Raw genomic sequence first — 24,242 nt, 5'->3', positions numbered from 1 at the left:
GGTGTCCATTCTGCGGCATGTCTGATAACCGCCTGTTATATGCGTGCAGCGGATTGCGTGCCGCGTCACGCTGCCTGCACCGCAGTGGTGCCTATGCCCGCGACCGCCGCCTGCACCATGCGCTTGAGCTCGGGTACGCAGGAGCCGCATTGCGTGCCGCAGCGCAGCGCGCCCTGCAACTGCGCCAGGCGCTCGGCCGGGCTGCCCTGGCACTGGCCCAGGCGCTCGGTGATGTCGGTATCGGTCACGTTCAGGCAGACGCACACCCGCTTGCCGCGTGCGGGCACGGCCACGGGCGGCTGTTGGGTGGGCAGCAGCAGCAACCGGCCATAGGTCTGCACGGGCAGTTCTTCCTGCAGCAGGGTGCGCAGCCAGCCGCCAGCGCTGCCATTGCCGGCCAGCAGCAGTGCGTCCAAAGTGGTGCGGCCGTCGGCTTGGCGCTGCAGACGCGCGGCCCGGTGCTGGGCGCGGCGGCGGTCGGCGTAGCGCAGCGTGCCAGGCCCGTCCAGGTGCAGCAGGTGCTCGATGCGCGCGAGCAGGGCTGGTGGCGGCGCCTCGTGCGCGGCGCCGCGCAGCAGAACGCCCGTGCGCGCGGGACCTGCCGCCGGCGCGGCGCCGCTGAAGGGCACGCAGTGGGCGAAGGGTAGTTCGGGCATCAGCGCGGCCAGGGCCTCGCGCGCGGCCAGGGCTTCATCTTCGGGCAGCCAGGCCATGGCCAGCAGCGTCCAGGGCAGCTCGGCCTTGAGCACCTTCACCGCCGCGTGCTTGAGCTCCGGCTGTTTGGAGCCAGGGCAGAAGGCCGGCGTGGTGAGCGCGTTCACGCCCGCCAGCGGCCGGCCCATGCTGGAGCGTCCGCCCAGGTATTCGCCGCCCCAGTGCATGGCCATGAAAACCTGCCCGGGTGCCAGTGTGTCGTCGGCCTGCACGGGCGCGATGATGGAGCCGCGCGCGCTGGTCACATGCGCCAGGTCGCCAGCGGCCAGCTGCAGGCGCGGCAGGTCCTGCGGGTGCATCTGCAGTGCGGGCTCGGACGCGTGGCCGAACAGCTGCCCCAGCGTGCCGGTGCGGCTCATGCCGTGCCACTGGTCGCGCAGGCGTCCCGTGGTCAGGCTGAACGGGTAGCGCGCGCTGGGCGGCTCGGACAGGGGCTGCCAGGCCGCGGGGACGAAGCGCGCACGCCCGTCGGGAGTGGGAAAGACGCCGTCCGCATACAGGCGCGCGCGGCCCGCGCGGGCGCCGCTCGGGTAGGGCCACTGCTGCGGCCCGTCGGCCTCTAGCGCGGCCCAGGTCAGGCCGGTGATGTCCAGGTCGCGCCCGCGCGTGGTCTCGCGGTGTTCGTTCCAGATGGCCTCGGCGCAGGCCTGCGCCGTGTCGCCGGTGTAGGGGAACAGCGTGGGCTGGCCGGGGCGCAGGTGCCTCTCCAGCCGCTGCGCCAGCGCCAGCGCGATCTGCCAGTCGTGCCGCGCACCGCCGGGTGCGGCCACTGCCGCGCGCACGCGGCTGATGCGGCGCTCGCTGTTGGTGACGGTGCCGGTCTTCTCGCCCCAGGTGGTGGCGGGCAGCAGCAGGTCGGCGTACTGCGCGGTGGCGGTGGTGGCGAAGGCCTCTTGCACCACCACAAACTCGGCGCGCTGCAGGGCGCGGCGCACGGTGGTCTGGTCGGGCAGGCTCTGCGCGGGGTTGGTGCAGGCGATCCACAGCGCCTTGATCTCGCCGTCGGCCGCGGCCTGGAACATCTCCACCGCCGTCTTGCCGGACCGCGCGGGCACCGACTCCACGCCCCACAGCCGGGCCACTTCGGCGCGGTGGTCGGGGTTGGCCATGTCGCGGTGCGCGGGCAGCAGGTTGGCCAGGCCCCCCACCTCGCGTCCGCCCATGGCGTTGGGCTGGCCCGTCAGGCTGAAGGGGCCGGCGCCCGGTTGGCCGATCTGCCCGCAGGCCAGGTGCAGGTGGATCAGCGCGGCGTTCTTGGCCGTGCCGCTGGTGCTCTGGTTGAGGCCCTGGCAGTACAGGCTCAGCGTGGGCCGGCGTGGCCCACCCTCCGCTATGCCCTCCACGCCGGCGAACCAGCGCGCTGCGGTGGCAATGTCCTGCGGCGGCAGGCCGCAGACGGCAGCGGCGCGCTCGGGCGTGCAGTCCTGCACCACGGCCTGCAGATCGGCGAAGCCGCTGGTGTGCCGCGCGATGTAGCCCTGGTCCACCCAGCCCTCGCGCAGCATCACGTGCAGCATGGCGTTGAACAGCATCACGTCGCTGCCCGGCAGCAGGGGCAGGAACAGATCGGCCATGGCCGCGGTGTCGGTGCGGCGCGGATCGGCCACGATGATCTTCATGGCCGGGTTGGCGGCGCGCGCGTCCTCGATGCGGCGAAACACGATGGGGTGCGCCCAGGCCGTGTTGCTGCCGGCGATGAACAGGCACTGCGCGTGGGCCAGGTCGTCGTAGCAGGCGGGCGGCGCGTCGGCGCCCAGCGTGGCCTTGTAGCCGGCCACGGCGCTGCTCATGCACAGGCGCGAATTGGTGTCGATGTTGTTGGTGCCGATCAGGCCCTTGGCCAGCTTGTTGAAGACGTAGTAGTCCTCGGTGAGCAACTGGCCGCTCAGATAGAAGCCCACCGCGTCGGGGCCGTGGCGGTCGATGGTGGCGGCGAAGCGCTGCGCCGCGGTGTTGAGAGCCGCGTCCCAGTCGATGGGGTGCGCTGCCTGGCCGCGCTGCGGGCGCAGCTGGGGTTGCAGCAGCCGGGTCTGCAGTGTGACGGGCCGGCTGGCGGTGAGGTGCAGGGTGCTGCCCTTGGTGCACAGGCGGCCGAAGTTGGCGGGGTGGTGGGGGTCGCCGCGCACGCCGGTGATGGTGTCGCCGTCGGACTGGATGATCACGCCGCAGCCTACGCCGCAGTAGGGGCAGGTGGAACGGTTTTCTTGCATGGCGTGTTCTCTTGGTATTTTTGGGCTTTAGGGCTTGTGGTGTGGGCGCGAGTAGCTATTCTTTTTGGATGTGGCTGGCCGGGACTCGCCCCGGCGGGCGAGGTACTTTTCTTTGCTTCGCCAAAGCAAAGTACCCAAAAGAAAGGCGACCCTACAGGCTGCGTCTCTTCGCTTCGCTACGGGCAACCTGCGGTGCTTGCGTCCAGCGGGGTCTCGCTCAAACTCGCTTCGCTCAAACAATCGCGAGCCCTGATCCGCTGGCCGCTGCGCTCCTCGGCGCATCCTGAAGGGAACCCGGAAACCGGACAGCCCATTCGGGCCATCGCTGCGCTCGGCCTGGCCTTGCGCGGCGCGTTGCGCCTGCGCGGGGTCATGGTGGGTTTGCCTTGCAGCGCAGCGCGGGGCCGGCCACCGGGCGTTGCAGGTCCAGGGCGTGGTGGGCCAGCTCCTGGGCGTCCAGGTAGACGGTGCCCGCTTCCACCTTGACCTGAAAGCGCGGCGTGCAGCCTTCGTCGGGGGCGGCGGCCTGGCCGTCGCACAGGCCGATGGTCCAGTTGTGCAGCGGGCAGGCCACGCTGTTGCCGAAGACGATGCCCTGGCTCAAGGGGCCGCCCTTGTGGGGGCAGCGGTCGAGCAGGGCGAACACACCGCCGGCGTCGTTGCGGAAGACGGCCACGTCCATGCCGTGCGGGCGGGCCACGCGGCGCGCGCCGAGCACGGGGATGTCGTCCAGGGGGCAGATCGGGGTCCAGGTGGTCATAGCTATTCCTTTAGGAGCTGTTAGCGCTTGCTGGCAGGGCGTGTCAGGCACTTTTGGTTGAAACTCATGCCAACGTTCATGCGGGGATCGGCGTGATCGGGATGAACTGGCGCCGGTCCACCGCCGCCGGCTCGAACTCGAACCACGGGTCGGGCTCGCCCGCCAGCGCGTCCTGCAGCTCGCGCCACAGCGCCTGGCGGCCGGGGGCATCTTGGAGTACGCGGCGCTTGACGTAGTCCAATCCCACGCGGGCGACGAAGTGCACCGTGCGCTCCAGGTACCAGCCTTCCAGGCGGTACAGCTGCATGAAAGCGCCCGTGTACTCCAGCACCTCCTCGGCGGTCTTGAGCTTGGTGAAGAACTGCGCCACCTCGGTCTTGATGCCGCCGTTGCCGGCCACGTACATCTCCCAGCCCGAGTCCACGCCGATGATCCCCACGTCCTTGATGCCGCTCTCGGCGCAGTTGCGCGGGCAGCCGCTGACGGCGAACTTGACCTTGTGCGGCGCGTACATGCCCACGAAGGCGTGCTCCAGGTCCTTGCCGAGCTGCGTGCTGTCCTGCGTGCCCATGCGGCACCACTCGCTGCCCACGCAGGTCTTCACCGTGCGCAGCGCCTTGGCGTAGGCGTGGCCGCAGGGCATGCCGATGTCGCGCCAGACGTTGACCAGGTCTTCCTTCTTCACGCCCAGCAGGTCGATGCGCTGGCCGCCCGTGACCTTCACCGTGGGGATCTGGTACTTGTCCACCACGTCGGCGATGCGGCGCAGTTCGGCGGCACTGGTCTCGCCGCCCCACATGCGCGGCACCACGCTGTAGGTGCCGTCCTTCTGGATGTTGGCGTGGCTGCGCTCGTTGATGAAGCGGCTTTGCGGGTCGTCCCGCGCCTCCTTGGGCCAAGTGCTGATGAGGTAGTAGTTCACGGCCGGGCGGCAGGTGGCGCAGCCGTTGGGCGTCTTCCACTCCAGGAAGCGAAACACGCCGTCCACGGTCAGCAGCCGGTGTGTGCGGATGGCTTCGCGCACGGCCTGGTGGCCGTGGTCGGTGCAGGCGCACACGGGCTTGGTCTTGGGCGTGGCGGAATAGTCGCCGCCCGCGGTGGCCATGAGGATCTGCTCCACCAGCCCGGTGCACGAGCCGCAGCTGGCGCTGGCCTTGGTGTGCTTGCGCACCTCGTCCAGCGTGAACAGGCCCTTGTCCTTGATCGCCTTGCAGATCTGGCCCTTGGTCACGCCGTTGCAGCCGCAGACCTCGTCGCTGTCGGCCATGGCGGCGGCCTTGTTCTGGCCCTGATGGCCCGCGTCGCCCAGGTGCGATTCGCCGAACATGAGCCGGTCGCGGATGTCGGCCACGCTGCGGCCGTCACGCAGCAGCTTGAAGTACCAGCTGCCGTCCACCGTGTCGCCATAGAGGCAGGCGCCCACGAGCCGGTCGTTCTTGAGCACCAGCTTCTTGTATACGCCGCCGCCCTCGGCATGCGGGTCGCTGAGCACGATTTCCTCCGTGCCCTCGCCGCCCTGGAAGTCGCCGGCGGAAAACAGGTCGATGCCCGTGACCTTGAGCTTGGTGGAGGTGAGCGAGCCCTGGTAGCGCCCGATGCCCCATTCCGCCAGGTGGTTGGCCAGCACCTTGCCCTGCTCGAACAGCGGCGCCACCAGCCCGTAGGCGATGCCGCGGTGCGCCGCGCATTCGCCCACGGCGTAGATGCGCGGGTCGGTCACGGTCTGCAGCGTGTCGCTGACGACGATGCCGCGGTTGACGTGCAGGTGCATCTGCTCGGCCAGGGCCGTGTTGGGGCGGATGCCCACGGCCATCACCACAAGCTGGGCGGGCACCTCGCTGCCGTCCTTGAAGCGCACCGCGGCCACGCGGCCGTCGCCGCCGGCCACCAGTTCCTGCGTCTGCGCCTGCATCAGGAACTGCATGCCGCGCTCGGCCAGCGACTGCTGCAGCAGCTTGCCCGCCACGTCGTCAAGCTGGCGCTCCATGAGCCACTCGCCCGCATGCACCACGGTGACCTGCATGCCGCGCTTCATGAGGCCGTTGGCCGCCTCCAGGCCCAGCAGGCCGCCGCCGATCACCACGGCGTGCTTGTAGCTGGCGGCAGCGTCGATCATGGCCTGCGTGTCCGCGATGTCGCGGTAGGCCAGCACGCCGGGCAGCTCACGGCCCGGAATGGGCAGCATGAACGGGTTGGAGCCCGTGGCGAGGATCAGCCGGTCGTAGGGCGCCTCGACGGTGCGCCCGTCCTGCGCCACGCCGTGTACGGTGCGCCGCGTGCGGTCCACATGGGTCACGGTGCACCCCGCGTGCAGTGTGATGTGGTGGTCCGCATACCAGGACCAGTCGTTGAGGACGATCTCCTCCAGCGTCTGCTCGCCCGCCAGCACGGGCGACAGCAGGATGCGGTTGTAGTTGGGGTGCGGCTCGGCGCCGAACACCGTGATGTCGTAGAGGTCGGGCGCGATCTTGAGCAGCTCTTCCAGCGCGCGCACGCCTGCCATGCCATTGCCCACCATCACCAGCCTGGATTGCTTCACCATCGTCTCCCCGGCGGGAATGCCCCGCGCAGCCACATCAACAAAAAAGGCGTCCGCACGCCGCACCGGGCAGGGGCCTGGTTGCGGGTGGGGACGCCTTCGTCCCGCGAGCCCTGCCTCCGCCGTTGGAGAGGGCACGCGCTGCGGCCTACCGTGGCCGCGCTGGCTTCAATGCAATGGGCGTGCCAGGGTGCGGCGGGGTGAGAGGTGTGCGCTCATGGGTTGGGCTGAATAGTCCGCTAACGTTTGATGGGCAAGCGCGAACAGCTATGGTTTCAGGAGCGATCGCGCGCTTGGCCGGGCGTGGCGGGCTGCGCACCGCCGTGGTGCAAGTGGCGGCGCGATGGTGCGGGCGCTGGCGTCCTGATGGCGCCCGGACCTCGTAGGGGATGTTGTGCCGGTGGCGTGGCCCCTGCGTGCGCGCCCGGTGCACCGCAATTGAACAAGAGCAGCGTCCAGCGCTTGCCCCTCAAGCGCTACCAGCGATGGAATCAGGAGCCGCCTGCCGGCGGTGGTGTTGGGTCCGTCCAGGCGCCGCCTAGCACCTTGTAGAGCGTCACGCGGTTGACCTGCTCGGCCAATTGCAGCGTGATCTGCGCCTGCTGTGCGGCATACAGCGTGCGCTGCGCGTCCAGCACGGCGAGGTAGTTGTCCGCACCGAGGCGAAAGCGTGCGTCCGACAGCTGCAGCGTGCGCTGTGTGGCCTGCACCAGCGAGCCCTGCGCCTGCAGGCGCTCGGTGAGCGTGGCGCGCTCGGCCAGCGCGTCGGACACTTCGCGGAAGGCGGTCTGGATGGCCTTCTCGTACTGGGCCACGGCGGTGTCGCGCGTCACCTCGGCCACGCGCAGGTTGGCCTGATTGCGGCCGGCGTCGAAGATCGGCAGGCGGATCTGCGGCGCGAACGCCCAGGTGCCGTTGCCGCCCTCGAACAGGCCCGACAGCGCATTGCTGGCCGTGCCCACCGAGGCCGTGAGCGTGATCGACGGAAAGAACGCCGCGCGGGCCGCGCCGATATTGGCCGTGGCGCCCTGCAGTGCATGCTCGGCCGCGCGCACGTCGGGGCGGCGCAGCAGCACGCTGGACGGAACGTCTGCAGGCACGGCCAGCAGCGCCGTTGCGGGCGCCGCGGGATCGGCCAGCGCGGGGACGGAGGACCGGGGGGCAGGACTGTCCGCAGTACCGGTGCCGGGAGAGGGCTGGGTTGCAGTCGTGGCCGGGCCCGCCATGGCCGTGACCGGCATGGCCGTTTCCACGGTGGCCACGCTGGCGGGCAACAACGCTGGGGGCACGGGCGATCCCACCAGCAGGGCCAGGGCGTTGCGGCTGCGCGCCAGCTGCGAGACGAAGGCGGCCGCATCCACGCGTGCGGTGTCGGCCGCCGACTGGGCCTGCGCCAGCACCAGGCCCGAGCTGGCGCCCAGTTCGTGGCTGCGCTGCGTGAGCTCCAGGGCCTGCTGGCGCGTGCGCAGGGTCTCGCGTGCCAGTTGCAGGCGGCGCGCGTCGGCGTCCAGCGTGAGCCAGGCGCCGATCACCTCGGCCACCAGGCTGAGCTGCACGCTGCGGCGGTTCTCCGCCACGCGCAGGAACTCCTGCAGCGCGGCATCGTTCAGGTTGCGCACGCGGCCGAAGAAGTCGATCTCGTAGCTGCTGAAGCCCAGTGTGGCGCTGTACTGGCTGGTGGTGTTGGAGCGGCCCGCGGCGGTCAGGTCGTCAGCGGTGCGGCTGCGGTTGCCCGCGCCGGCCGCGTTCACCGTGGGAAAACTGTCGGCCTGCACCACGCCGTACTGCGCGCGGGCCTTGTCGATGGCCAGTACCGCCACGCGCAGGTCGCGGTTGTTCGCCAGGGCCTGTTCCACCACCGTGCGCAGGCGGGCGTCCTGCACGAAGTCCTGCCAGGCCATGGGGCCGCCGTCCGGCAGCGCCACGGCGCCGGCGGTCTGTGGCTGGGGCAGGGGCGATGCCATCGTGCCCGGCACGGGCAGCGGCGGCGTCTGGTAACGCGGCGCCAGGTTGCAGCCGGCCAGCAGGGCGCAGGCCAGGGCGGCGGTCAGAGGCGTGAAGGAATGGGGGCGCGTCATGCGGCACTCTCCGGATGGATGGGGGCAGGCTGGGCCGCGTCTTCCTGGCGCGAGCGGCTCTTGAACCAGCTGCGGATCAGCAGGAAAAACACCGGCACCATGAAGATGCCCAGCACCGTGGAGGCCACGGTGCCGCCCAGCACGGCCGTGCCGATGGCGTTGCGCCCGCCTGCGCCGGCGCCCGTGCCCAGGGCCAGCGGCACCACGCCGAAGCCGAAGGCCAGCGATGTCATGAGGATGGGGCGCAGGCGCATGCGCACGGCTTCCAGCGTGGCATCCAGCAGCTTGCGGCCCTGTTCCTGCAACTGCACGGCAAACTCGACGATCAGGATGGCGTTCTTGGAGGCCAGGCCCACCGTGGTGATCAGGCCGACCTGGAAGTACACGTCGTTGGCCAGGCCCCGCGTCCAGGTCGCCAGCAGCGCGCCCAGCACGCCCAGCGGCACGGCCAGCATCACCGACAGGGGCACGGTCCAGCTCTCGTACAGCGCGGCCAGGCACAGGAACACGAACAGGATCGAGATGGCGTACAGCAGCGGCGCCTGCGCGCCGGATTGGCGCTCCTGCAGCGAGGCGCCCGTCCATTCGTACGCAATGCCGGGCGGCAGGCCCTTGAGGATGTCCTCCACGATCTTCATGGCCACGCCCGAGCTGACGCCCGGCGCGGCGCTGCCCACCATCTCATAGGCGGGCGCGCCGTTGTAGCGCATGAGCTGCGGCGAGCCATAAGCCCAGTGGGCCTTGGAGAAGGCGCCGAACGGCACCATCTCGCCGTTCTTGTTGCGCACGGTCCACTTGCCGATGTCCTGCGGCAGCATGCGGTGCGGCGCGTCGCCCTGGATGTAGACGCGCTTGACGCGGCCGTTGTTCAGAAAGTCGTTCACGTAGGTGCCGCCCATGCCGCTGGAGAGCACGCTGTTGATGGCGTCGTAGTTCAGGCCCAGCGCGGCGGCCTTGCGGTCGTCGATGTCCAGGCGCAGCTCGGTGGCGTCGTCTAGGTTGGTGGTGCGCAGGTTGGTCAGCTCGGGGTGCTTGCGCGCCTCGGCCAGGAACCGGTCCTTGGCGGCCAGCAGCGCCTCGTGCCCCAGGCCGTTGATGTCCTTGAGCATGAAGTTGAAGCCCGCGTTGGAGCCCAGGCCGCGCACGGCCGGCGGCTGCGACACGAAGATGCGCGCGTCGCGGATCTTGGCCAGCTCCTGGGTGGCGCGGTGGGCGATGGCCGCCGCGGACTGGCTGGCCAGCGGCCGCTGGTCCCAGGGCTTGAGGCGGATGAATGCGCGCGCCGAGCTCTGGTCGCCGTTCAGGCCCGAGACCTGGTTGAAGCTGATGACCTCGGGCACGTCCTTGAAGTACAGATTCACCTGGTCCAGCACGTCCTGCAGTCGCGCGTCGGTGGCTCCAGCGGGCAGGTTGACGTTGGCCAGGATGTAGCCCTGGTCTTCATCGGGCAGGAAGGCCGTCGGCACGCGGCCGATGATCCACCACACGGCCAGGCAGATGGCGGCAAAGATCAGCAGCATGCGCTTGGCGCGGTGCAGCATCCAGCCCACGCCGCGCTGGTAGCGCAGCGTGTTGGTCTCGAAGTGGCGGTTGAACCAGACGAAGAAGCGGTCGTTCAGCCCCAGCAGGCCGCGGCGCACCTGCGGGTCCTTGCCCAGGTGGGCGGACGGCTTGAGGATGCTGGCGCACAGCGCCGGCGTGAGCGTGAGCGCCACCAGCACCGACAGCGCCATCGCCGCCACGATGGTGATGGAGAACTGCCGGTAGATCACCCCCGTGGAGCCGCCGAAGAACGCCATCGGCACGAACACCGCCGACAGCGTGAGGCCGATGCCCACCAGCGCGGGCGTGATCTCGCGCATCGAGTGGCGCGTGGCCTCTTTGGGCGAGAGACCCGACTCGTGCATCACGCGCTCGACGTTCTCCACCACCACGATGGCGTCGTCCACCAGCAGGCCGATGGCCAGCACCAGCGCGAACATGGTCAGCGTGTTGATCGAGTAACCCGCCGCGGCCAGCACGCCGAAGGTGCCCAGCAGCACCACTGGCACGGCGATCGCAGGGATCAGCGTGGCGCGGAAGTTCTGCAGGAAGATGAACATCACGATCACCACCAGCACCATGGCCTCGCCCAGCGCGGTGGCCACTTCGCGGATCGAGGCGCGCACGAAGGGCGTGGAGTCGGAGCTGACGAAATAGTCGATCTGGTTGGGGAAGTAGGGCTTGAGCTCCGCCAGCTTGGCGGCCACGGCGTCCGACACCGCCATGGCGTTGGCGCCGTCGGCCAGCACGATGCCCATGCCCGCGCCCGGGCGGCCGTTGAGCTTGGCCTTGACCGACAGGTTGTCGGGGCCCAGTTCCACGCGCGCGACGTCCTTCACCGTGACCACCGAACCGTCGGTGGCGGTCTTGAGCACGATGTCCTCGAACTCCTGCACCGTCTGCAGCTTGGTGCGCGCGGTGATGGTGGCGTTGAGCTGCTGGTCGGGCACGGCGGGCAGCGCGCCGAGCTGGCCGGCCGAGACCTGTGCGTTCTGCGCGTTCAGCGCGCTGATCAGGTCCGACGGCATGAGCTGGAATTTCTCCATCTTGGCCGGGTCCATCCACAGGCGCATGGCGTAGAAGGTGCCGAACACGCGGATGTCGCCCACGCCATCCAGGCGGCCGATCACGTCCACGAGGTTGGAGTTCAGGTAGTCCCCGATGTCCACCGCGCTCATATTCGGGTCGCCCGAGAAGAAGCTGTAGGTGACCAGGTAGTCCTGGCCGCCCTTGTTGACGAACACGCCCCGGCTCTTCACGGCATCGGGCAGGCGGTTCATGGCCGACTGCAGCTTGTTCTGCACCTGCACCTGGGCCACGTCGATGTTGGTGCCCGGCGCAAACGTGAGGGTGGTGGCCGATCGGCCCGACGCATCCGACGTCGAGCCCATGTAGATCATGTTGTCGATGCCCTTGAGCTGCTGCTCGATGATCTGCGTGACCGAGTTTTCCACGGTCTCGGCCGAGGCGCCCGTGTACTGCGCGGAGATGGTCACGCGCGGCGGCGCGATGTCGGGGTACTGCTCCAGCGGCAGCGTGAAGATCGCCAGGCCGCCCGCCAGCATGATGATGATGGACAGCACCCACGCGAAGATGGGGCGGTTGATGAAGAACTGGGCCATGTGCGCCTGACCTCGTGCTCAGCGGGATGCGCCGGGGCGGGCGGTGATGTCCACGCTCTGGCCCGCCGCGGGGGGGGCGCTGGCGGCGGGTGCTGGCGCCGCGGCGGCCGGGCCCTTCTTGGTGTTCAGGTCCACCACCTGGGGCGCCACCTTGTCGCCGGGCTTGATGCGTTGAAAGCCATCCACCACCAGGCGCTCGCCGGGTTGCAGGCCGCTGTCCACCAGCCAGCGGTTGCCCAGGGCGCGCGCCAGTTCCACGGGGCGTTTCTCGACCACGTTGTCGGCGTTGACCACCAGCACGCTGGCGCGGCCCGTCAGGTCGCGGTTCACGGACTGCTGCGGGATCAGCAGCGCGTCGCTGGCCAGGCCCGTGGGCAGCAGCGCCTGCACGTACATGCCGGGCATGAGCACGCCGTCGGGGTTGGGCACCACGGCGCGCAGCGTCACCGTGCCCGTGGTGTCGTTGACGATCACGCCCGCAAACTGCAGCCGGCCTTCGTGCGGGTAGTCGCTGCCGTCGTCCAGCCGGATGCGCACGCGCATCTGGTTGCCGTCCACCTTCTGGTAGCGGCCGGCCTCCCAGTCGCGCTTGAGCTGCACCAGCTCGGTGCTGGACTGGGTGAAGTCCACGTACATCGGGTCCATCTGCACGATGGTGGTGAGCGCATTGGCCTGGTTGGCCGTCACCAGCGCGCCAGGGGTGACGCTGGACAGGCTGATGCGTCCGGCGATGGGCGCCTCGATGCGGCTGTAGCGCAGGTTGATGCGCGCCGTCTCCAGGTTGGCGCGGGCCACGCCCACGTCGGCGCGGGCCTGCGCGGCTGCGGCCTGGCTCTCGTCATAGGCCTGGCGGCTGATGGCGTCGATCTTGACCAGTTCGGCATTGCGGCGCGCATTGGCCTCCTGCGTGCGCGCCGTGGCCTCGGCGCGGGCCAGGGTGGCCTCGGCGCTGGCCTCGGTGGCGCGCAGCGGGCGGTCGTCGATCTGGTACAGCGGCTGGCCCTTGCGCACCAGCGCACCCTCGGTGAACAGACGCTGCTGCACGATGCCCGAGACCTGGGGGCGCACTTCGGCGGTCAGGTAGGCACGGGTGCGGCCGGGCAAGGTGGCGTCCAGTTGCTGCGCGCGCGTTTGCAGGGTGACCACGCCCACGGCGGCGGGGCCCTGTGGCTCGGTGGCTGGCGCGTCCTTGCCGCCACAGGCCGCCAGGCCCAGCGCCAGGGCCAGGCCAGCCAGCCGCAGCGCGAGCGCGCCGTGACGGGCCGCAGTGGTGCACGAGGGGGAGAAAGCGGGTGAAGCGGAAAGACGGGGGGCGCGGGCGGGGCGCTCAATGGGCGCGGGTGTCGTCGCGTGGATCATGGGGCGAAGGCGCAAGGTCTGGAAAGGGTGGCGCAGAGCAGGAAAGCGGGGCCTGGAAGGGCGTCGCAGGGCACTCCGCTCTGCAGGCAAGCGTTGCACTTTCGCACATTGACGGCAAGGCTGCCGTGGTAGCAGCGATTCTTCATGCTTCTTTACAAGGCATTGTCAAAGGGCATCGCGCGCCGCAGAGCCCCCGCCGGCAGGGTGTGGGGGGCAGCTGCTGGCGCTTTAAATCGGCGCTTGAGGCTTGGGTGTTCAGCGCCTAAAGCTATGTAAATGATAGCGAACGACATGCAGCGAAGCCGTGCAGCGCCTACCATGTACGCCTGACGCGGCTGCCGTGGCCGCGCACCACCGTCTGAAGGAGTTGCCTGCCATGAACACTTCCACTTCCGCATCGACCCCGCTGCTGACCCAGCAGCTTTTACAGCACCTGCAGGGGGCGCCGCTGCAGCAGATGGCCCAGCGCCTGGGCACCGACACCGCCCAGACGCAAAGCGCCGTGGAGATGGCCCTGCCGCTGCTGCTGGGTGCCCTGGGGCGCAACGCCGAGGGGCCGCAGGGTGCGCAGTCGCTGCTGGGGGCGCTGCAGCGCGACCACATGGACGCCGCGGCCCCTGCGGCGCAGGGCATCGGCGGCCTGGACCTGGGCGGGCTGCTGGGGTCGGTGCTGGGCGGCGGCATGGCCGGCGGCGCCGGGCAGGGCGGCGATGCGGGCGCCATCCTGGGCCATATCTTCGGCGGCGGCCGCGAGAGGGCCGAAGCCGGCCTGGGCCAGGCCAGCGGACTGGGTGCGAACGCCGGTCAGCTGCTGCAGATGCTGGCGCCCATCGTCATGGCGTTCCTGGCGCAACGGGTGCGCAGCGACGGGCTGGACGCGGGTGGCCTGGGGCAGGTGCTGGGCCAGGAGCGCGCCCAGGTGCAGCGCACGGGCGCGCCCGGCGGCGATCTGCTGGGCAGCCTGCTGGACCAGGACGGCGACGGCCAGGTGGGCCTGGGCGACCTGTTCAAGATCGGTGGCAGCCTGCTGGGTGGGCGGCGCTGAGCGCAGCGGCTCACGCCCCATTGGCAGCTTCAAAAAGCATAGCTGCACTCGCCCGGCCCGTGGGCGCTGCGACCACTTGGTTGCAACAAATTTTGAACCCGGTTGCGCGCCCGCCCTGGTTCGGCGGACACTGTGGGCGCGTGTTCGGTTTCGTTCCATCCACAGCCAGGGAGGCAGCCATGACGACTGTTGCAGAAATCCTCAGAACCAAAGCCGATGGGCAGGTCCATGCCGTCGAACCTTCGGACACCGTGCTCACCGCGTTGCGGCGCATGGCCGACAAGGGCATCGGCGCGCTGCTGGTGATGGAAGGCGATCAGATCGCGGGCATCTTCACCGAGCGCGACTACGCCCGCAAGATGGTGCTGTTGGGCCGCTCCTCGGGCGACACCCCGGTGAGCGAGGTGATGACGCGTGCGGTGCGCTTCGTGCGGCCCACGCAGAGCGCCGAGCAGTGCATGGCGCTGATGACGGAAAACCGGCTGCGGCACCTTCCGGTGGTGGAGGCCGGGCGCGTGGTGGGGCTGGTGTCCATCGGCGACCTGGTCAAGAGCGTGATCTCGGAGCAGCAGTTCATCATCGAGCAGATGGAGCTTTACATCACCGGGGTGCGGTGACCGTGTTCCGGGCGGGCCCGTGCTGAGCGGGGCGCGGGCTCTGTGAAGCCTTGCGGTGTGAGTTTCTTCGTCGCTGGCCGGGACTCGCCCCGGCCAGCGACATGGAACCCAAGGGCAAAGAATCAAAAACAATAGCTGCCAGCGCTTACCCAGCAAGCGCTAGAGCCAAAAAACCCTCAAGCCGCTCTCTCCACGTGCCCCTGCCGCGTGTAGAGAAAGTCGATCACCGCCTTGCGGCACTGCAGGTACCGCGCATCCTCCGCCAGCGCCACCCGGTTGCGCGGGCGTGCAATCCCCACGTCCAGCACCTCGCCAATGGTGGCGGCGGGGCCGTTGGTGAGCATCACGATGCGGTCGGACAGCAGCACCGCCTCGTCCACGTCGTGCGTGACCATGACCACGGTGCTGCACGTGCGCACCACGATCTCCAGCAGCTCGTCCTGCAGCCGTGCGCGCGTGAGCGCGTCCAGCGCGCCGAAGGGCTCGTCCATCAGCAGCACCTGGGGCTCCATCGACAGCGCGCGTGCGATGCCCACGCGCTGCTTCATGCCGCCCGATATCTCGCCGGGGCGCTTGTGCGCGGCATGGGCCAGGCCCACCAGTTCCAGCGCGGCGTGGGTGCGCTCCTTCAGCCGGGCCTTGGACTCGCGCGCGCCGAACACGCGTTCCACGGCCAGGTGCACGTTGCCTTCGCAGGTCAGCCAGGGCAGCAGCGAGTGGTTCTGGAACACCACCGCGCGCTCGGGACCGGGGCCCTTGATCTCGCGCCCGGCGCAGATCAACGCGCCGGCGGTGGGCGTGGTCAGGCCCGCGATCAGGTTCAGCAGCGTGCTTTTGCCGCAGCCCGAGTGGCCGATCAGTGCCACGAATTCGCCCCGGGCGATGGCCAGGTCGATGCCGCGCAGCGCGGGAAACACGCCCTTGGCGGTGCGGAAGGTCTGCTCGACCCCCTGGATCTGCAGGAATTTTGCGTCGCTCATGATTGCACCTCCTCGAACGTGAAGGCCGTGGCCAGCCGGACCAGCGCCCATTCCAGCAGCAGGCCCACGCCGCCGATGACGAAGATGGCCACCAGGATGTTGGTGACGTTCAGGTTGTTCCACTCGTCCCACACCCAGAAGCCGATGCCCACGCCGCCGGTGAGCATCTCGGCCGCCACGATCACCAGCCAGGCCGTGCCCACGGCCAGGCGCACGCCGGTCAGCATGTAGGGCAGTACCGCCGGGAACAGGATGGTGGTGGCGATCTTCCATTCGCTCAGGTTGAGCACGCGCGCCACGTTCATGTAGTCCTGCGGCACGCGTTGCACACCCACGGCGGTGTTGATCACCATGGGCCAGATGGAGCAGATGAAGATCGTCCAGATGGCGGCCGGGTTGGCGCCCTTGAACACCAGAAGGCCGATGGGCAGCCACGCCAGCGGCGAGACGGGCCGCAGCAGGCTGATGACCGGGTTGCACATGCGCGAGAGGAACGCGAAGCGCCCGATCACGAAGCCCGCCGGTATGCCCACCAGTGCGGCCAGGCCGAAGCCCACGGCCACGCGCTGCAGGCTGGCCAGCACGTTCCAGCCCACGCCCTGGTCGTTGGGGCCGTTGCGGTAGAACGGGTCGCTGAAGATCTCCACCGCCTGCGCCCAGGTCTGCAGCGGGCCGGGAATGCTCTGGCCCGTGGTGGCCGAGACCACGGCCCACAGGCCCAGCAGCAGGCCCACGCCACACAGCGGCGGCAGCACGGCCAGCCAGAGGGCGCTCCAGCGCTGGCGCGCGTCGCTGCGCGGGGGTGGGCTGGCAGGCCCTGAGGCTTTTGGGCCTGCAGCGCTTGTGGGATGAGCGTTGGCAGCTATCGATTTGGAAGCATCGGACGCGCCGGCCGGCGCTTGCGGCTCCAGCGGGCTGTGAAAGACGGCACTGACCATGGTTTCTCCTGGTGGGGGTGGGGCGATCGGGGCGTCAGGCCTTGAGCTTGAAACCGTCGGCGTACTTCGCGGGGTCCTTGCCGTCCCAGACCACGCCATCCACCAGCTTGTGGCTGCGCATGTCGCTCGCGGGCAGGGGGGCCTTCGCGGCCGTAGCGGCTTGGCGGTACACGTCGGTGCGGTTGATGGCCTTGGCCACGCCCAGGTAGTCCGGGTGGTTCTTGAGCAGGCCCCAGCGCTTGTGCTGGGTCAGGAACCACATGCCGTCGGACAGGTAGGGGAAGTTCACCGCGCCGCCGCCATAGAACTTCATGTGGTCGGGGTCGTCCCAGGTCTTGCCCAGGCCGTCCTGGTAGCGCCCCAGGATGCGCTGATTGATGGCGTCCACGCTGGTGTTCACGTAGGCCTTGCCGGCGATGGTCTCGGCCATCTGGTTCTTGTGGGCCAGGCTTTCGTCGATCCAGCGGCTGGCCTCCAGGATGGCGGCCGTCACGGCGCGCGCGGTGTTGGGGTACTTCTGCACGAAGTCGGCGGTCGTGCCCAGCACCTTTTCGGGGTGGTCCTTCCAGATCGCCTGCGTGGTGGTGGCGGTGATGCCGATGCCGTCCATGATGGCGCGGTGGTTCCAGGGCTCGCCCACGCAGAAGCCGTCCATGTTGCCCACGCGCATGTTGGCCACCATCTGCGGGGGCGGCACGGTGATGACCTTGGCGTCCTTCAGGGGGTGGATGCCGTGCGCGGCCAGCCAGTAGTACAGCCACATCGCATGCGTGCCGGTGGGGAAGGTCTGCGCAAAGGTGTACTCGCGCCGTTCCTTGGCCATCAGCTGGGCCAGGCCTGCGCCGTTGACGGCCCCCTTGTCGGCCAGCTTGCGCGACAGCGTGATGGCCTGGCCGTTGTGGTTGAGCGTCATCAGCACGGCCATGTCCTTCTTGGGGCCGCCCACGCCCAGATGCACGCCGTAGACCAGGCCGTAGAGCACATGGGCGAAGTCCAGCTCGCCGTTGACCAGCTTGTCGCGCACGCCGGCCCAGCTGGCCTCCTTGGTGGGGATGATCTTCACGCCGTACTTCTGGTCGATGCCCAGCACCGATGCCATGACCACGCTGGCGCAGTCGGTGAGGGGGATGAAGCCGATGCGCACCTCTTTCTTCTCGGGGGCGTCCGAGCCCTGGGCGTGCACCAGGGCACGCAGCGCGGGGCTCACGCCCACGGCGCCCACGGTGGCCGCCTGCAGCACGGTGCGTCGGGGGATTCGGGTGTGGAGCAGATCGGTCATGCAAGAGTCCTTTGGGGTCGTCAAAAAAGCAGTGCAGCAACGGAAAAAGGCGTCCTCACGCCGCGCGGCCGGCGCATGTGCGCTGCCCGAGCGGGTGGGGACGCCTTTGTCCTGGGAGCCCGGCCCTTCCGCCGTTGGAAGGGCCTGGTGCGTGACCAGCGGTGGTCACCGGGCCTGTTGCAAGCGGTGTGCCATCTTTGGGGTTGCTTTCATTTTGATAGCTGTTTGCGCTTGATGGTCGGGCGTTTCAGTCTGTTTTGTTTGAATACTTCATCGCCGTGTGGCGCGGCATCGGATGCACCGCATTTGTGCAATGCACAAACCGGCGCATCAACCCAGCAAATCGGCCGCGTCCAGCATGCGCTGCGCCACCTCGGCCAGGCGCAGGCCGCGGTCCATGGCGGCGCGGCGCAGCCGCTCGTAGGCCTGCTGCTCGGTCAGGCCCTGGCGCTGCATCAGCAGGCCCTTGGCGCGGTCGATGGTCTTGCGCTCGTGCAGGGCGGTGCGTGCCTGCGCCAGTTCGGTGCGCAGCGCCTGTTCGTGGGCAAAGCGGGCCAGCGCCACCTCCAGGATGGGGCGGATGCGCTGCGGCGCCAGGCCCGCGACGATGTAGGCCGTCACGCCCGCGGCCAGCGCGTCCTTCACGTGGCGCGTGTCCTCGTCGTTGGTGAACATGACGATGGGGCGGGGCGCCTCGCGCGTGGCCATCACCACATGCTCCAGCGCGTCGCGCGCCTCGCTTTCGGCGTCCACGATCACCAGGTCGGGCTGCAACTGGGCCAGGCGCTCGCCCAGGAACATGTCGCCCGGCAGCGTGGCCACGAGGTTGAAGCCGTTCTCCAGCAGCCCGATGCGCAACGCGCGCGAACGCTCGGCCTGCAGCGCCGCATGCGCGTCGCCGTCGGCCGCCAGGTCCGGCGCCACCACCACGATCCGCAGTTGTTCAGTCATGCTGCAGGCGCCAGCAAGAAATACGCCACACCCGCCCCGATGCGTTGTGGAAGATTGCCGAAACGCCCCGGTTGGGGCCGCGGGCAATCCCCCTGGCGCGAGCGGCATCCTTTCGCGAACATCCTGTCACATATCCACATGAATGAGAGAGGAGTCGACTGTGCAGCAGGGAATCAAACGACGCGGTTTTTCCGCCAGCCTGGGGCTGGCGGCGCTGGGGGTGGGCGGGTGGATCACGGGATGCAGCAAGGTGCCGGACACCATCAAGATCGGTGTGGCGCAGCCCTTGTCCGGCCCGTTGGCGGGTCTGGGGCAGGACCTGCTCAATGGCGTGAAGCTGGCAGTGGACGAGATCAACCGATCCGGCCTGAACGTGGACGGCAAGCGCGTGACGCTGGAGGTGGTGGCGCAGGACGACCGCGCGGACGCCGCTTCGGGCAAGGCGGCTGCGCAGCAGCTGCTGGAATCGGGCGTGGTGGCCGTCATCGGGCACCTGAACTCGGGCGTGAGCCTGGAGACCGCGCCCATCTATGCCGCCAAGGAGGTGCCGCAGCTCATCATCTCCACCAACCCGCGCATCACGCAGCTGGGGCTGGCCACCACCTTCCGCATCGTCGCCAACGACAACCTGCAAGCGCGCGCCATCGGCGCGTTCGCGGCCGCGCAGCTCAACGCCGATGCCTACGCGGTGGTCGACGACGGCTCCCCCTACGGCAAGGGACTGGCCGAGGGCGCGGCCGCGCAGTTGCTGGCGGCCAAGAAGCACATCGCCGTGCGCCAGAGCTTCGACGACAAGACCCAGGCCTTTGCCGAACTGGCGGCCCGGCTCAAGGAGGCGCAGGTGCGCGTCATCGTCTGCATGCTCAACGACTTCCAGGCGCTGGCGCTGCTGCAGGAACTGCAGAAGCTGGGCCACAGCCGTGTGGCGCTGCTGGGCGGCGACCTGGTGAAGACGGCCGACATGGCCAAGGGCATGGGCGTGATCGACGGGATCTACGCCACCTCGCCGGTGCTGGACGTGGCCGAGTTCACCACCGGCCGCCAGTTCCTGGAGAAGTACATCGCCGCCTTCCAGAAGCCCCCGGCCTATGGCGGCCACTACACCTACGACGCCGTGTACGTGGTCAGCGAGGCGATCAAGAAGGCCGGCTCCGCCGCGCCCGCCGACATCACGCGCGCGCTGCGCGGCATCAACGGCTACGCCCCCGTCACCGGCACCATGGCCTGGGACGGTCAGGGCGAGCTGCGCTATGGCGCCGTGGGCGTGTACGAGCTGCGCAAGGGCCAGTGGGAGCTGCGCATGCGCTCCGACCGCTGGTAGCCGCCGTCCGGGTATGCGCGGGCGTGCGATTGCCCCCGGTCCGGCGGGCGCGGGGGGCGGCCACTACACTCACGGGCATGAGTCAGCTGATCCTCGGTATCGAATCTTCCTGTGACGAAACCGGCGTGGCCCTGGTGCGCGCCGGCGAGGGCGGCGCCGTGCCCGTGTTGCTGGCGCATGCGCTGCACAGCCAGATCGACATGCACCAGGCCTATGGCGGCGTGGTGCCCGAGCTGGCCAGCCGCGACCACATCCGCCGCGTGCTGCCGCTGACCCGCGAGGTGCTGCGCGAATCGGGCGAGCGCCTGGAGGATGTGGACGTGGTGGCCTACACGCGCGGGCCGGGCCTGGCGGGTGCGCTGCTGGTGGGCGCGGGCGTGGCCTGCGCGCTGGGCGCAGCGCTGGACAAGCCCGTGCTGGGCGTGCACCACCTCGAAGGCCATCTGCTGTCGCCGTTCCTGAGCAGCGACCCGCCGGAGTTTCCGTTCGTCGCGCTGCTGGTGTCGGGCGGGCACACGCAGCTCATGCGCGTGGAGGGCGTGGGGCGCTACGAGATCCTGGGCGAGACCATCGACGACGCGGCGGGCGAGGCCTTCGACAAGTCGGCCAAGCTCATGGGCCTGGGCTACCCCGGCGGGCCGGCGCTGTCGCGCCTGGCCGAGCAGGGCAGCGCCACCGCGTTCAAACTGCCGCGCCCGCTGCTGCACAGCGGCGACCTGGACTTCTCGTTCGCGGGCCTGAAGACCGCCGTACTGACCCAGGCCAAGAAGCTGGGCGACGAGCTGACCGCGCGCAAGGCCGACCTGGCCGCGAGCACCGAGGCCGCCATCGTGGAGGTGCTGGTCAAGAAGACGCTGGCCGCCCTTCAGAAAACAGGGCTCCAGCGCGTGGTGGTGGCCGGCGGCGTGGGCGCCAACCGGCATCTGCGCGCGCAACTCAACGCGGCCTGCGCGCAAGCCAAGGTGCGTGTGCACTACCCCGAGCTGCACCTGTGCACCGACAACGGCGCCATGATCGCCATGGCCGCGGCCATGCGCCTGCAGGCCGGGCAGCAGCAGCCCAACCGCGATTACGCCTTCGACGTGAAGCCGCGCTGGCCGCTGGACGCCATCACGCTCGCGGCCTGAAGATATTGATCAAAATAGGCTCCAGCGCTTGTCCATCAAGCGCTGGTAGCTCACATTTTTGATAGCGGGCTAGAACGGGTAGTGGCGCGGGGCGGTCTGCACCGTGATCCAGCGCAGTTCCGTGAACTCGCGCACGCCCGCCATGCCGCCAAAGCGTCCCCAGCCCGACTGCTTCACGCCGCCAAAGGGCATCTGTGGCTCGTCGTGCACCGTGGGGCCGTTCACATGGCAGATGCCGGACTCGATGCGTGCGGCCACGTTCCAGGCGCGCGCCACGTCGCGCCCGAACACGGCGGCCGACAGGCCGTAGGTGGTGTCGTTCGCGGCGGCGATGGCTTGCTCCACGCCGCGCACCCGCACGATCGCCTTGACCGGGGCAAAGGTCTCCTCGTGGTAGATGCGCATGGCGGGCGTCACCCGGTCCAGCAGCGTGGCGGGCATCAGCGGGGTGTCGCTTTTGCCGCCGCACACCAGCGTCGCGCCCTGGCCCAGCGCGTCGTCGATCAGCGCATTGCAGCGCTGCACGGTGGCCATGTCCACCACCGGGCTCAGCACCACCGGGCCCTGGCGCGGGTCGCCCAGCGGCAGGGCACGGGCGCGTTCGGCCAGTTGGTGCACGAACGCATCGGCTACAGCCTCGTCCACCACCAGGCGCTCCGTGGACATGCAGATCTGCCCCGAATTGCGAACGCGCCAAACACGGCGGCGTTCACGGCGGCATCCACGTCGGCATCGTCCAGCACCACCAGCGGGGCCTTGCCGCCCAGCTCCAGCACCACGGGTTTGAGGTGGCGTGCGCAGGTTTGCGCGACCAGCCGCCCCACCTTGGTGGAGCCCGTGAAGTTCACGCGGCGCACGGCTGGGTGGGCCACCATGGCCTCCACCACGTCGGCCGCATCGCCGGGCGCATGGGTGATGAAGTTCACCACGCCCGCGGGCAGGCCGGCGTCGTGCAGCGCCTCGGCAATGAGGCGGTGGGTGGCCGGGCAGGTTTCCGAGCCCTTGAACACCACCGTGTTGCCGCACGCCAGCGGCGTGGCAATGGCGCGCACCCCCAGGATGACCGGCGCATTCCACGGCGCCATGCCCAGCACCACGCCGGCGGGCTGGCGCACGCCCATGGCCAGGCTGCCCGGCATGTCGGACGGGATCACCTCGCCGGCGATCTGCGTGGTGAGGGCGGCGGCCTCCTGCAGCAGGTTGGCGGCCAGGTGCACGTTGAAGCCGGCCCAGGCGGCAGAGGCGCCGGTCTCGGCCGCCATGGTGGCGGCGAAGGCATCGGCGCGCGCCGTGAGGGCCTGCGCGGCGCGCTGCAGCAGGTCGCGCCGCGCGGCGGGGCCCAGCGCGGCCCACGCGGGAAAGGCCTGGGCGGCCGCCTGCACGGCGGCCACGGCGTCTTCGGGGGTGGCCGCAGCGGCCGTGGTGGCAATGCGGCCATCCAGCGGGTTGCGGCGCTCGAAGGTGGCGCCGCCCGAGGCGGGCCGGGGCGCGCCGTCGATCAGCAGGGGAAGAGGGGGCATGGGAACTCCTTTGCGAGGGGCGGCCGCGGCGGTGAGGCCACGCGGGCATTTGGCACGCAAGGGTAGCAGCGTGCCACGCCACGGGTTCTCCGGTTTTCTTTACAAAAGTTCATCTGCCGCTGGTGGCGCTGACAAGGAGCGCTGTAACAATTGCCCTCATGTTTGCCGCAGCGCTTCCTTCTCGCTCCCGCCGTCGCCCGCGCGCTTCGGCGCCACTGGCCTTGCTGGCCGCCCTGGTGCTGGCCGGTTGCGCCACGCGGCCGCCTCCCGCGCTGGAGGGGGCGGTGGCCACTCCCGCCGCCTGGGCCGGCCAGGGGGCAGTGCAGGGCGGCGCGGCCGCGACCCCGCAAGACCTGGCCCAGTGGTGGCGGCAACTGGGCGATGCGCAGCTCACCGGCCTGGTGGAACGCGCGCTGCAGTCGCACACCAGCATGCGCAGCGCACGCGCCGCCGTGGAGCAGGCGCGTGCCCAGCGCGACGTGCAGGCCGCCGGCCTGCTGCCTTCCGTGAACGCATCGGGCTCCGCCCAGCGCAGCCGCAGCAATGGCAGCACCGGCAACACTTTCCAGGCGGGACTGGACGCGAGCTGGGAGCCCGACCTGTTTGGCCGCCTGTCCAGCGGGGTGCGCGCCAGCGAGGCCGACCTGCTGGCCGCCGAGGAAGGCGTGGCCGCCGCCCAGGTGGCATTGGCCGCCGAGGTGGCGGTGAACTACATCAGCCTGCGCAGCCAGCAGCAGCGCCTGCAGATTGCCCAGCAGAACCTGGCGGCGCAGAGCGAAACCGCGCAGATCGTCCAATGGCGTGTGCAGGCGGGGCTGGCCAGTTCGCTGGCGGCCGAGCAGGCCCGCGCCGCCGTGGAGCAGACCGCCGCCCAGGTGCCCACGCTGCAGGCGGGCATCGCGCAGGCGCGGCATGCGCTGGCGGTGCTCACCGGCCAGCCGCCCGCGGCGCTGGACGAGGCCCTGGCCGCGCACGCGCCCGTGCCCCAACCGCCGGCGGACCTGGCGCTGGCCTTCCCCGCAGACACGCTGCGCCAGCGCCCCGACGTGCGCCAGGCCGAGCAGCGCGTGCGCGCCGCCTGGGAGCGCGTCGCCCAGGCCGAGGCGCAGCGCATGCCCAGCCTGCGCATCAGCGGAACGCTGGGCCTGCGCGCCCTCACGCTGGGCGCGCTCACGGGTGGGGGCGCCACGGTGGCGTCGCTGCTGTCCAGCGTGTCGCTGCCGGTGTTCGATGGCGGGGCGCTGCGTGCCCAGGTGCGCGCGCAGGAGGCTGCGCTGCAGCAGGCGCAGGTGGGCTACGAGGAATCGGTGCTTGGCGCGCTCAAGGATGTGGAAGATGCGCTCGTCGCGCTGCAGGGCGACCGTGACCGACTGCAGCGCCTGTCCGCCGCGGCCGAGGCTGCGGGCAACGCGGCGCTGCTGGCGCAGAACCAGTATGCGAGCGGGCTGGTGGACTTCCAGACCGTGCTGGACACCCAACGCACGCTGCTGTCCGCGCAGGACAGCGTGGCCAGCACGGCCGCCAGCGTGAGTACCGACCATGTGCGCCTGTACAAGGCGCTGGGAGGCGGCTGGCCCGCGCCCTGAGCGGCCCCCCCAAAAAACCTGCTGAATGACCCGGCGCTGCCGCCCAAGCGGCGC

At 70.0% G+C, this 24,242-nt stretch carries 15 protein-coding genes and 1 pseudogene; 5 read left to right on the top strand and 11 right to left on the bottom strand.

Annotated elements, in window-relative coordinates; translation table 11 throughout:
* Positions 1-65: 65 nt before the first annotated feature.
* The 6 genes from DTPSY_RS11685 to DTPSY_RS11660 form a co-directional block, all read right to left on the bottom strand.
* Positions 66-2,924 (bottom strand): nitrate reductase, encoded by a 2,859-nt coding sequence (locus tag DTPSY_RS11685; protein ID WP_015913735.1) that lies wholly within the window; start codon positions 2,922-2,924, stop codon positions 66-68.
* A gap of 370 nt (positions 2,925-3,294) precedes the next feature.
* Positions 3,295-3,684, bottom strand: a complete 390-nt coding sequence (gene nirD, locus DTPSY_RS11680; RefSeq protein WP_015913734.1) for a nitrite reductase small subunit NirD — start codon at positions 3,682-3,684, stop codon at positions 3,295-3,297.
* 76 nt (positions 3,685-3,760) lie between these two features.
* Positions 3,761-6,226, bottom strand: a complete 2,466-nt coding sequence (nirB, locus tag DTPSY_RS11675; protein WP_015913733.1) for a nitrite reductase large subunit NirB — start codon at positions 6,224-6,226, stop codon at positions 3,761-3,763.
* Positions 6,227-6,714: 488 nt separating this feature from the next.
* Positions 6,715-8,301, bottom strand: a complete 1,587-nt coding sequence (locus DTPSY_RS11670; protein WP_015913732.1) for an efflux transporter outer membrane subunit — start codon at positions 8,299-8,301, stop codon at positions 6,715-6,717.
* Positions 8,298-11,465 carry an efflux RND transporter permease subunit gene (locus DTPSY_RS11665; RefSeq protein WP_015913731.1) on the bottom strand — a complete coding sequence of 1,056 codons (3,168 nt, stop codon included), beginning with the start codon at positions 11,463-11,465 and terminating at the stop codon, positions 8,298-8,300. Before DTPSY_RS11665 ends, DTPSY_RS11670 begins: the two co-directional genes overlap by 4 nt.
* Positions 11,466-11,483: 18 nt before the next feature.
* A complete protein-coding gene (locus tag DTPSY_RS11660) occupies positions 11,484-12,824 on the bottom strand; it encodes an efflux RND transporter periplasmic adaptor subunit (protein WP_015913730.1) in 1,341 nt (446 codons plus the stop codon).
* Between the two features lie 376 nt (positions 12,825-13,200).
* Here DTPSY_RS11660 and DTPSY_RS11655 point away from each other — a divergent pair, with 376 nt between their 5' ends.
* Entirely contained in the window at positions 13,201-13,869 is a 669-nt protein-coding gene (locus tag DTPSY_RS11655) for a DUF937 domain-containing protein (protein ID WP_015913729.1), read from the top strand.
* Between the two features lie 179 nt (positions 13,870-14,048).
* Positions 14,049-14,486, top strand: a complete 438-nt coding sequence (locus DTPSY_RS11650; protein WP_015913728.1) for a CBS domain-containing protein — start codon at positions 14,049-14,051, stop codon at positions 14,484-14,486.
* 176 nt (positions 14,487-14,662) lie between these two features.
* Here the strand turns inward: DTPSY_RS11650 and DTPSY_RS11645 are convergent, their stop codons facing one another.
* From DTPSY_RS11645 to DTPSY_RS11630, 4 genes are all read right to left on the bottom strand, one after another.
* On the bottom strand, positions 14,663-15,466 hold the full coding sequence (locus DTPSY_RS11645; protein WP_015913727.1) for an ABC transporter ATP-binding protein: 804 nt from the start codon (positions 15,464-15,466) through the stop codon (positions 14,663-14,665).
* Positions 15,463-16,404, bottom strand: a complete 942-nt coding sequence (gene ntrB, locus DTPSY_RS11640; protein WP_015913726.1) for a nitrate ABC transporter permease — start codon at positions 16,402-16,404, stop codon at positions 15,463-15,465. Before ntrB ends, DTPSY_RS11645 begins: the two co-directional genes overlap by 4 nt.
* Before the next feature lie 34 nt (positions 16,405-16,438).
* A complete protein-coding gene (locus DTPSY_RS11635) occupies positions 16,439-17,683 on the bottom strand; it encodes a CmpA/NrtA family ABC transporter substrate-binding protein (protein WP_015913725.1) in 1,245 nt (414 codons plus the stop codon).
* 330 nt (positions 17,684-18,013) lie between these two features.
* Positions 18,014-18,634, bottom strand: a complete 621-nt coding sequence (locus tag DTPSY_RS11630; RefSeq protein WP_011805986.1) for an ANTAR domain-containing response regulator — start codon at positions 18,632-18,634, stop codon at positions 18,014-18,016.
* Between the two features lie 142 nt (positions 18,635-18,776).
* Between DTPSY_RS11630 and DTPSY_RS11625 the strand changes: the two genes are divergently transcribed.
* Entirely contained in the window at positions 18,777-19,955 is a 1,179-nt protein-coding gene (locus tag DTPSY_RS11625) for a branched-chain amino acid ABC transporter substrate-binding protein (RefSeq protein WP_187148579.1), read from the top strand.
* 77 nt (positions 19,956-20,032) lie between these two features.
* Positions 20,033-21,082, top strand: a complete 1,050-nt coding sequence (gene tsaD, locus DTPSY_RS11620) for a tRNA (adenosine(37)-N6)-threonylcarbamoyltransferase complex transferase subunit TsaD (protein WP_015913723.1) — start codon at positions 20,033-20,035, stop codon at positions 21,080-21,082.
* 69 nt (positions 21,083-21,151) lie between these two features.
* Here the strand turns inward: tsaD and DTPSY_RS11615 are convergent.
* A pseudogene (locus tag DTPSY_RS11615) lies at positions 21,152-22,602 on the bottom strand (aldehyde dehydrogenase).
* Between the two features lie 158 nt (positions 22,603-22,760).
* On the opposite strand from DTPSY_RS11615, the gene DTPSY_RS11610 reads away from it, so the two are divergent.
* A complete protein-coding gene (locus DTPSY_RS11610) occupies positions 22,761-24,188 on the top strand; it encodes an efflux transporter outer membrane subunit (RefSeq protein ID WP_011805982.1) in 1,428 nt (475 codons plus the stop codon).
* The last annotated feature ends 54 nt before the right edge of the window (positions 24,189-24,242 follow it).

The organism is [Acidovorax] ebreus TPSY (assembly GCF_000022305.1).
GTDB classification, from domain to species: domain Bacteria; phylum Pseudomonadota; class Gammaproteobacteria; order Burkholderiales; family Burkholderiaceae_C; genus Diaphorobacter; species Diaphorobacter nitroreducens.
This window is presented reverse-complemented; position numbering and strand designations above follow the sequence as displayed.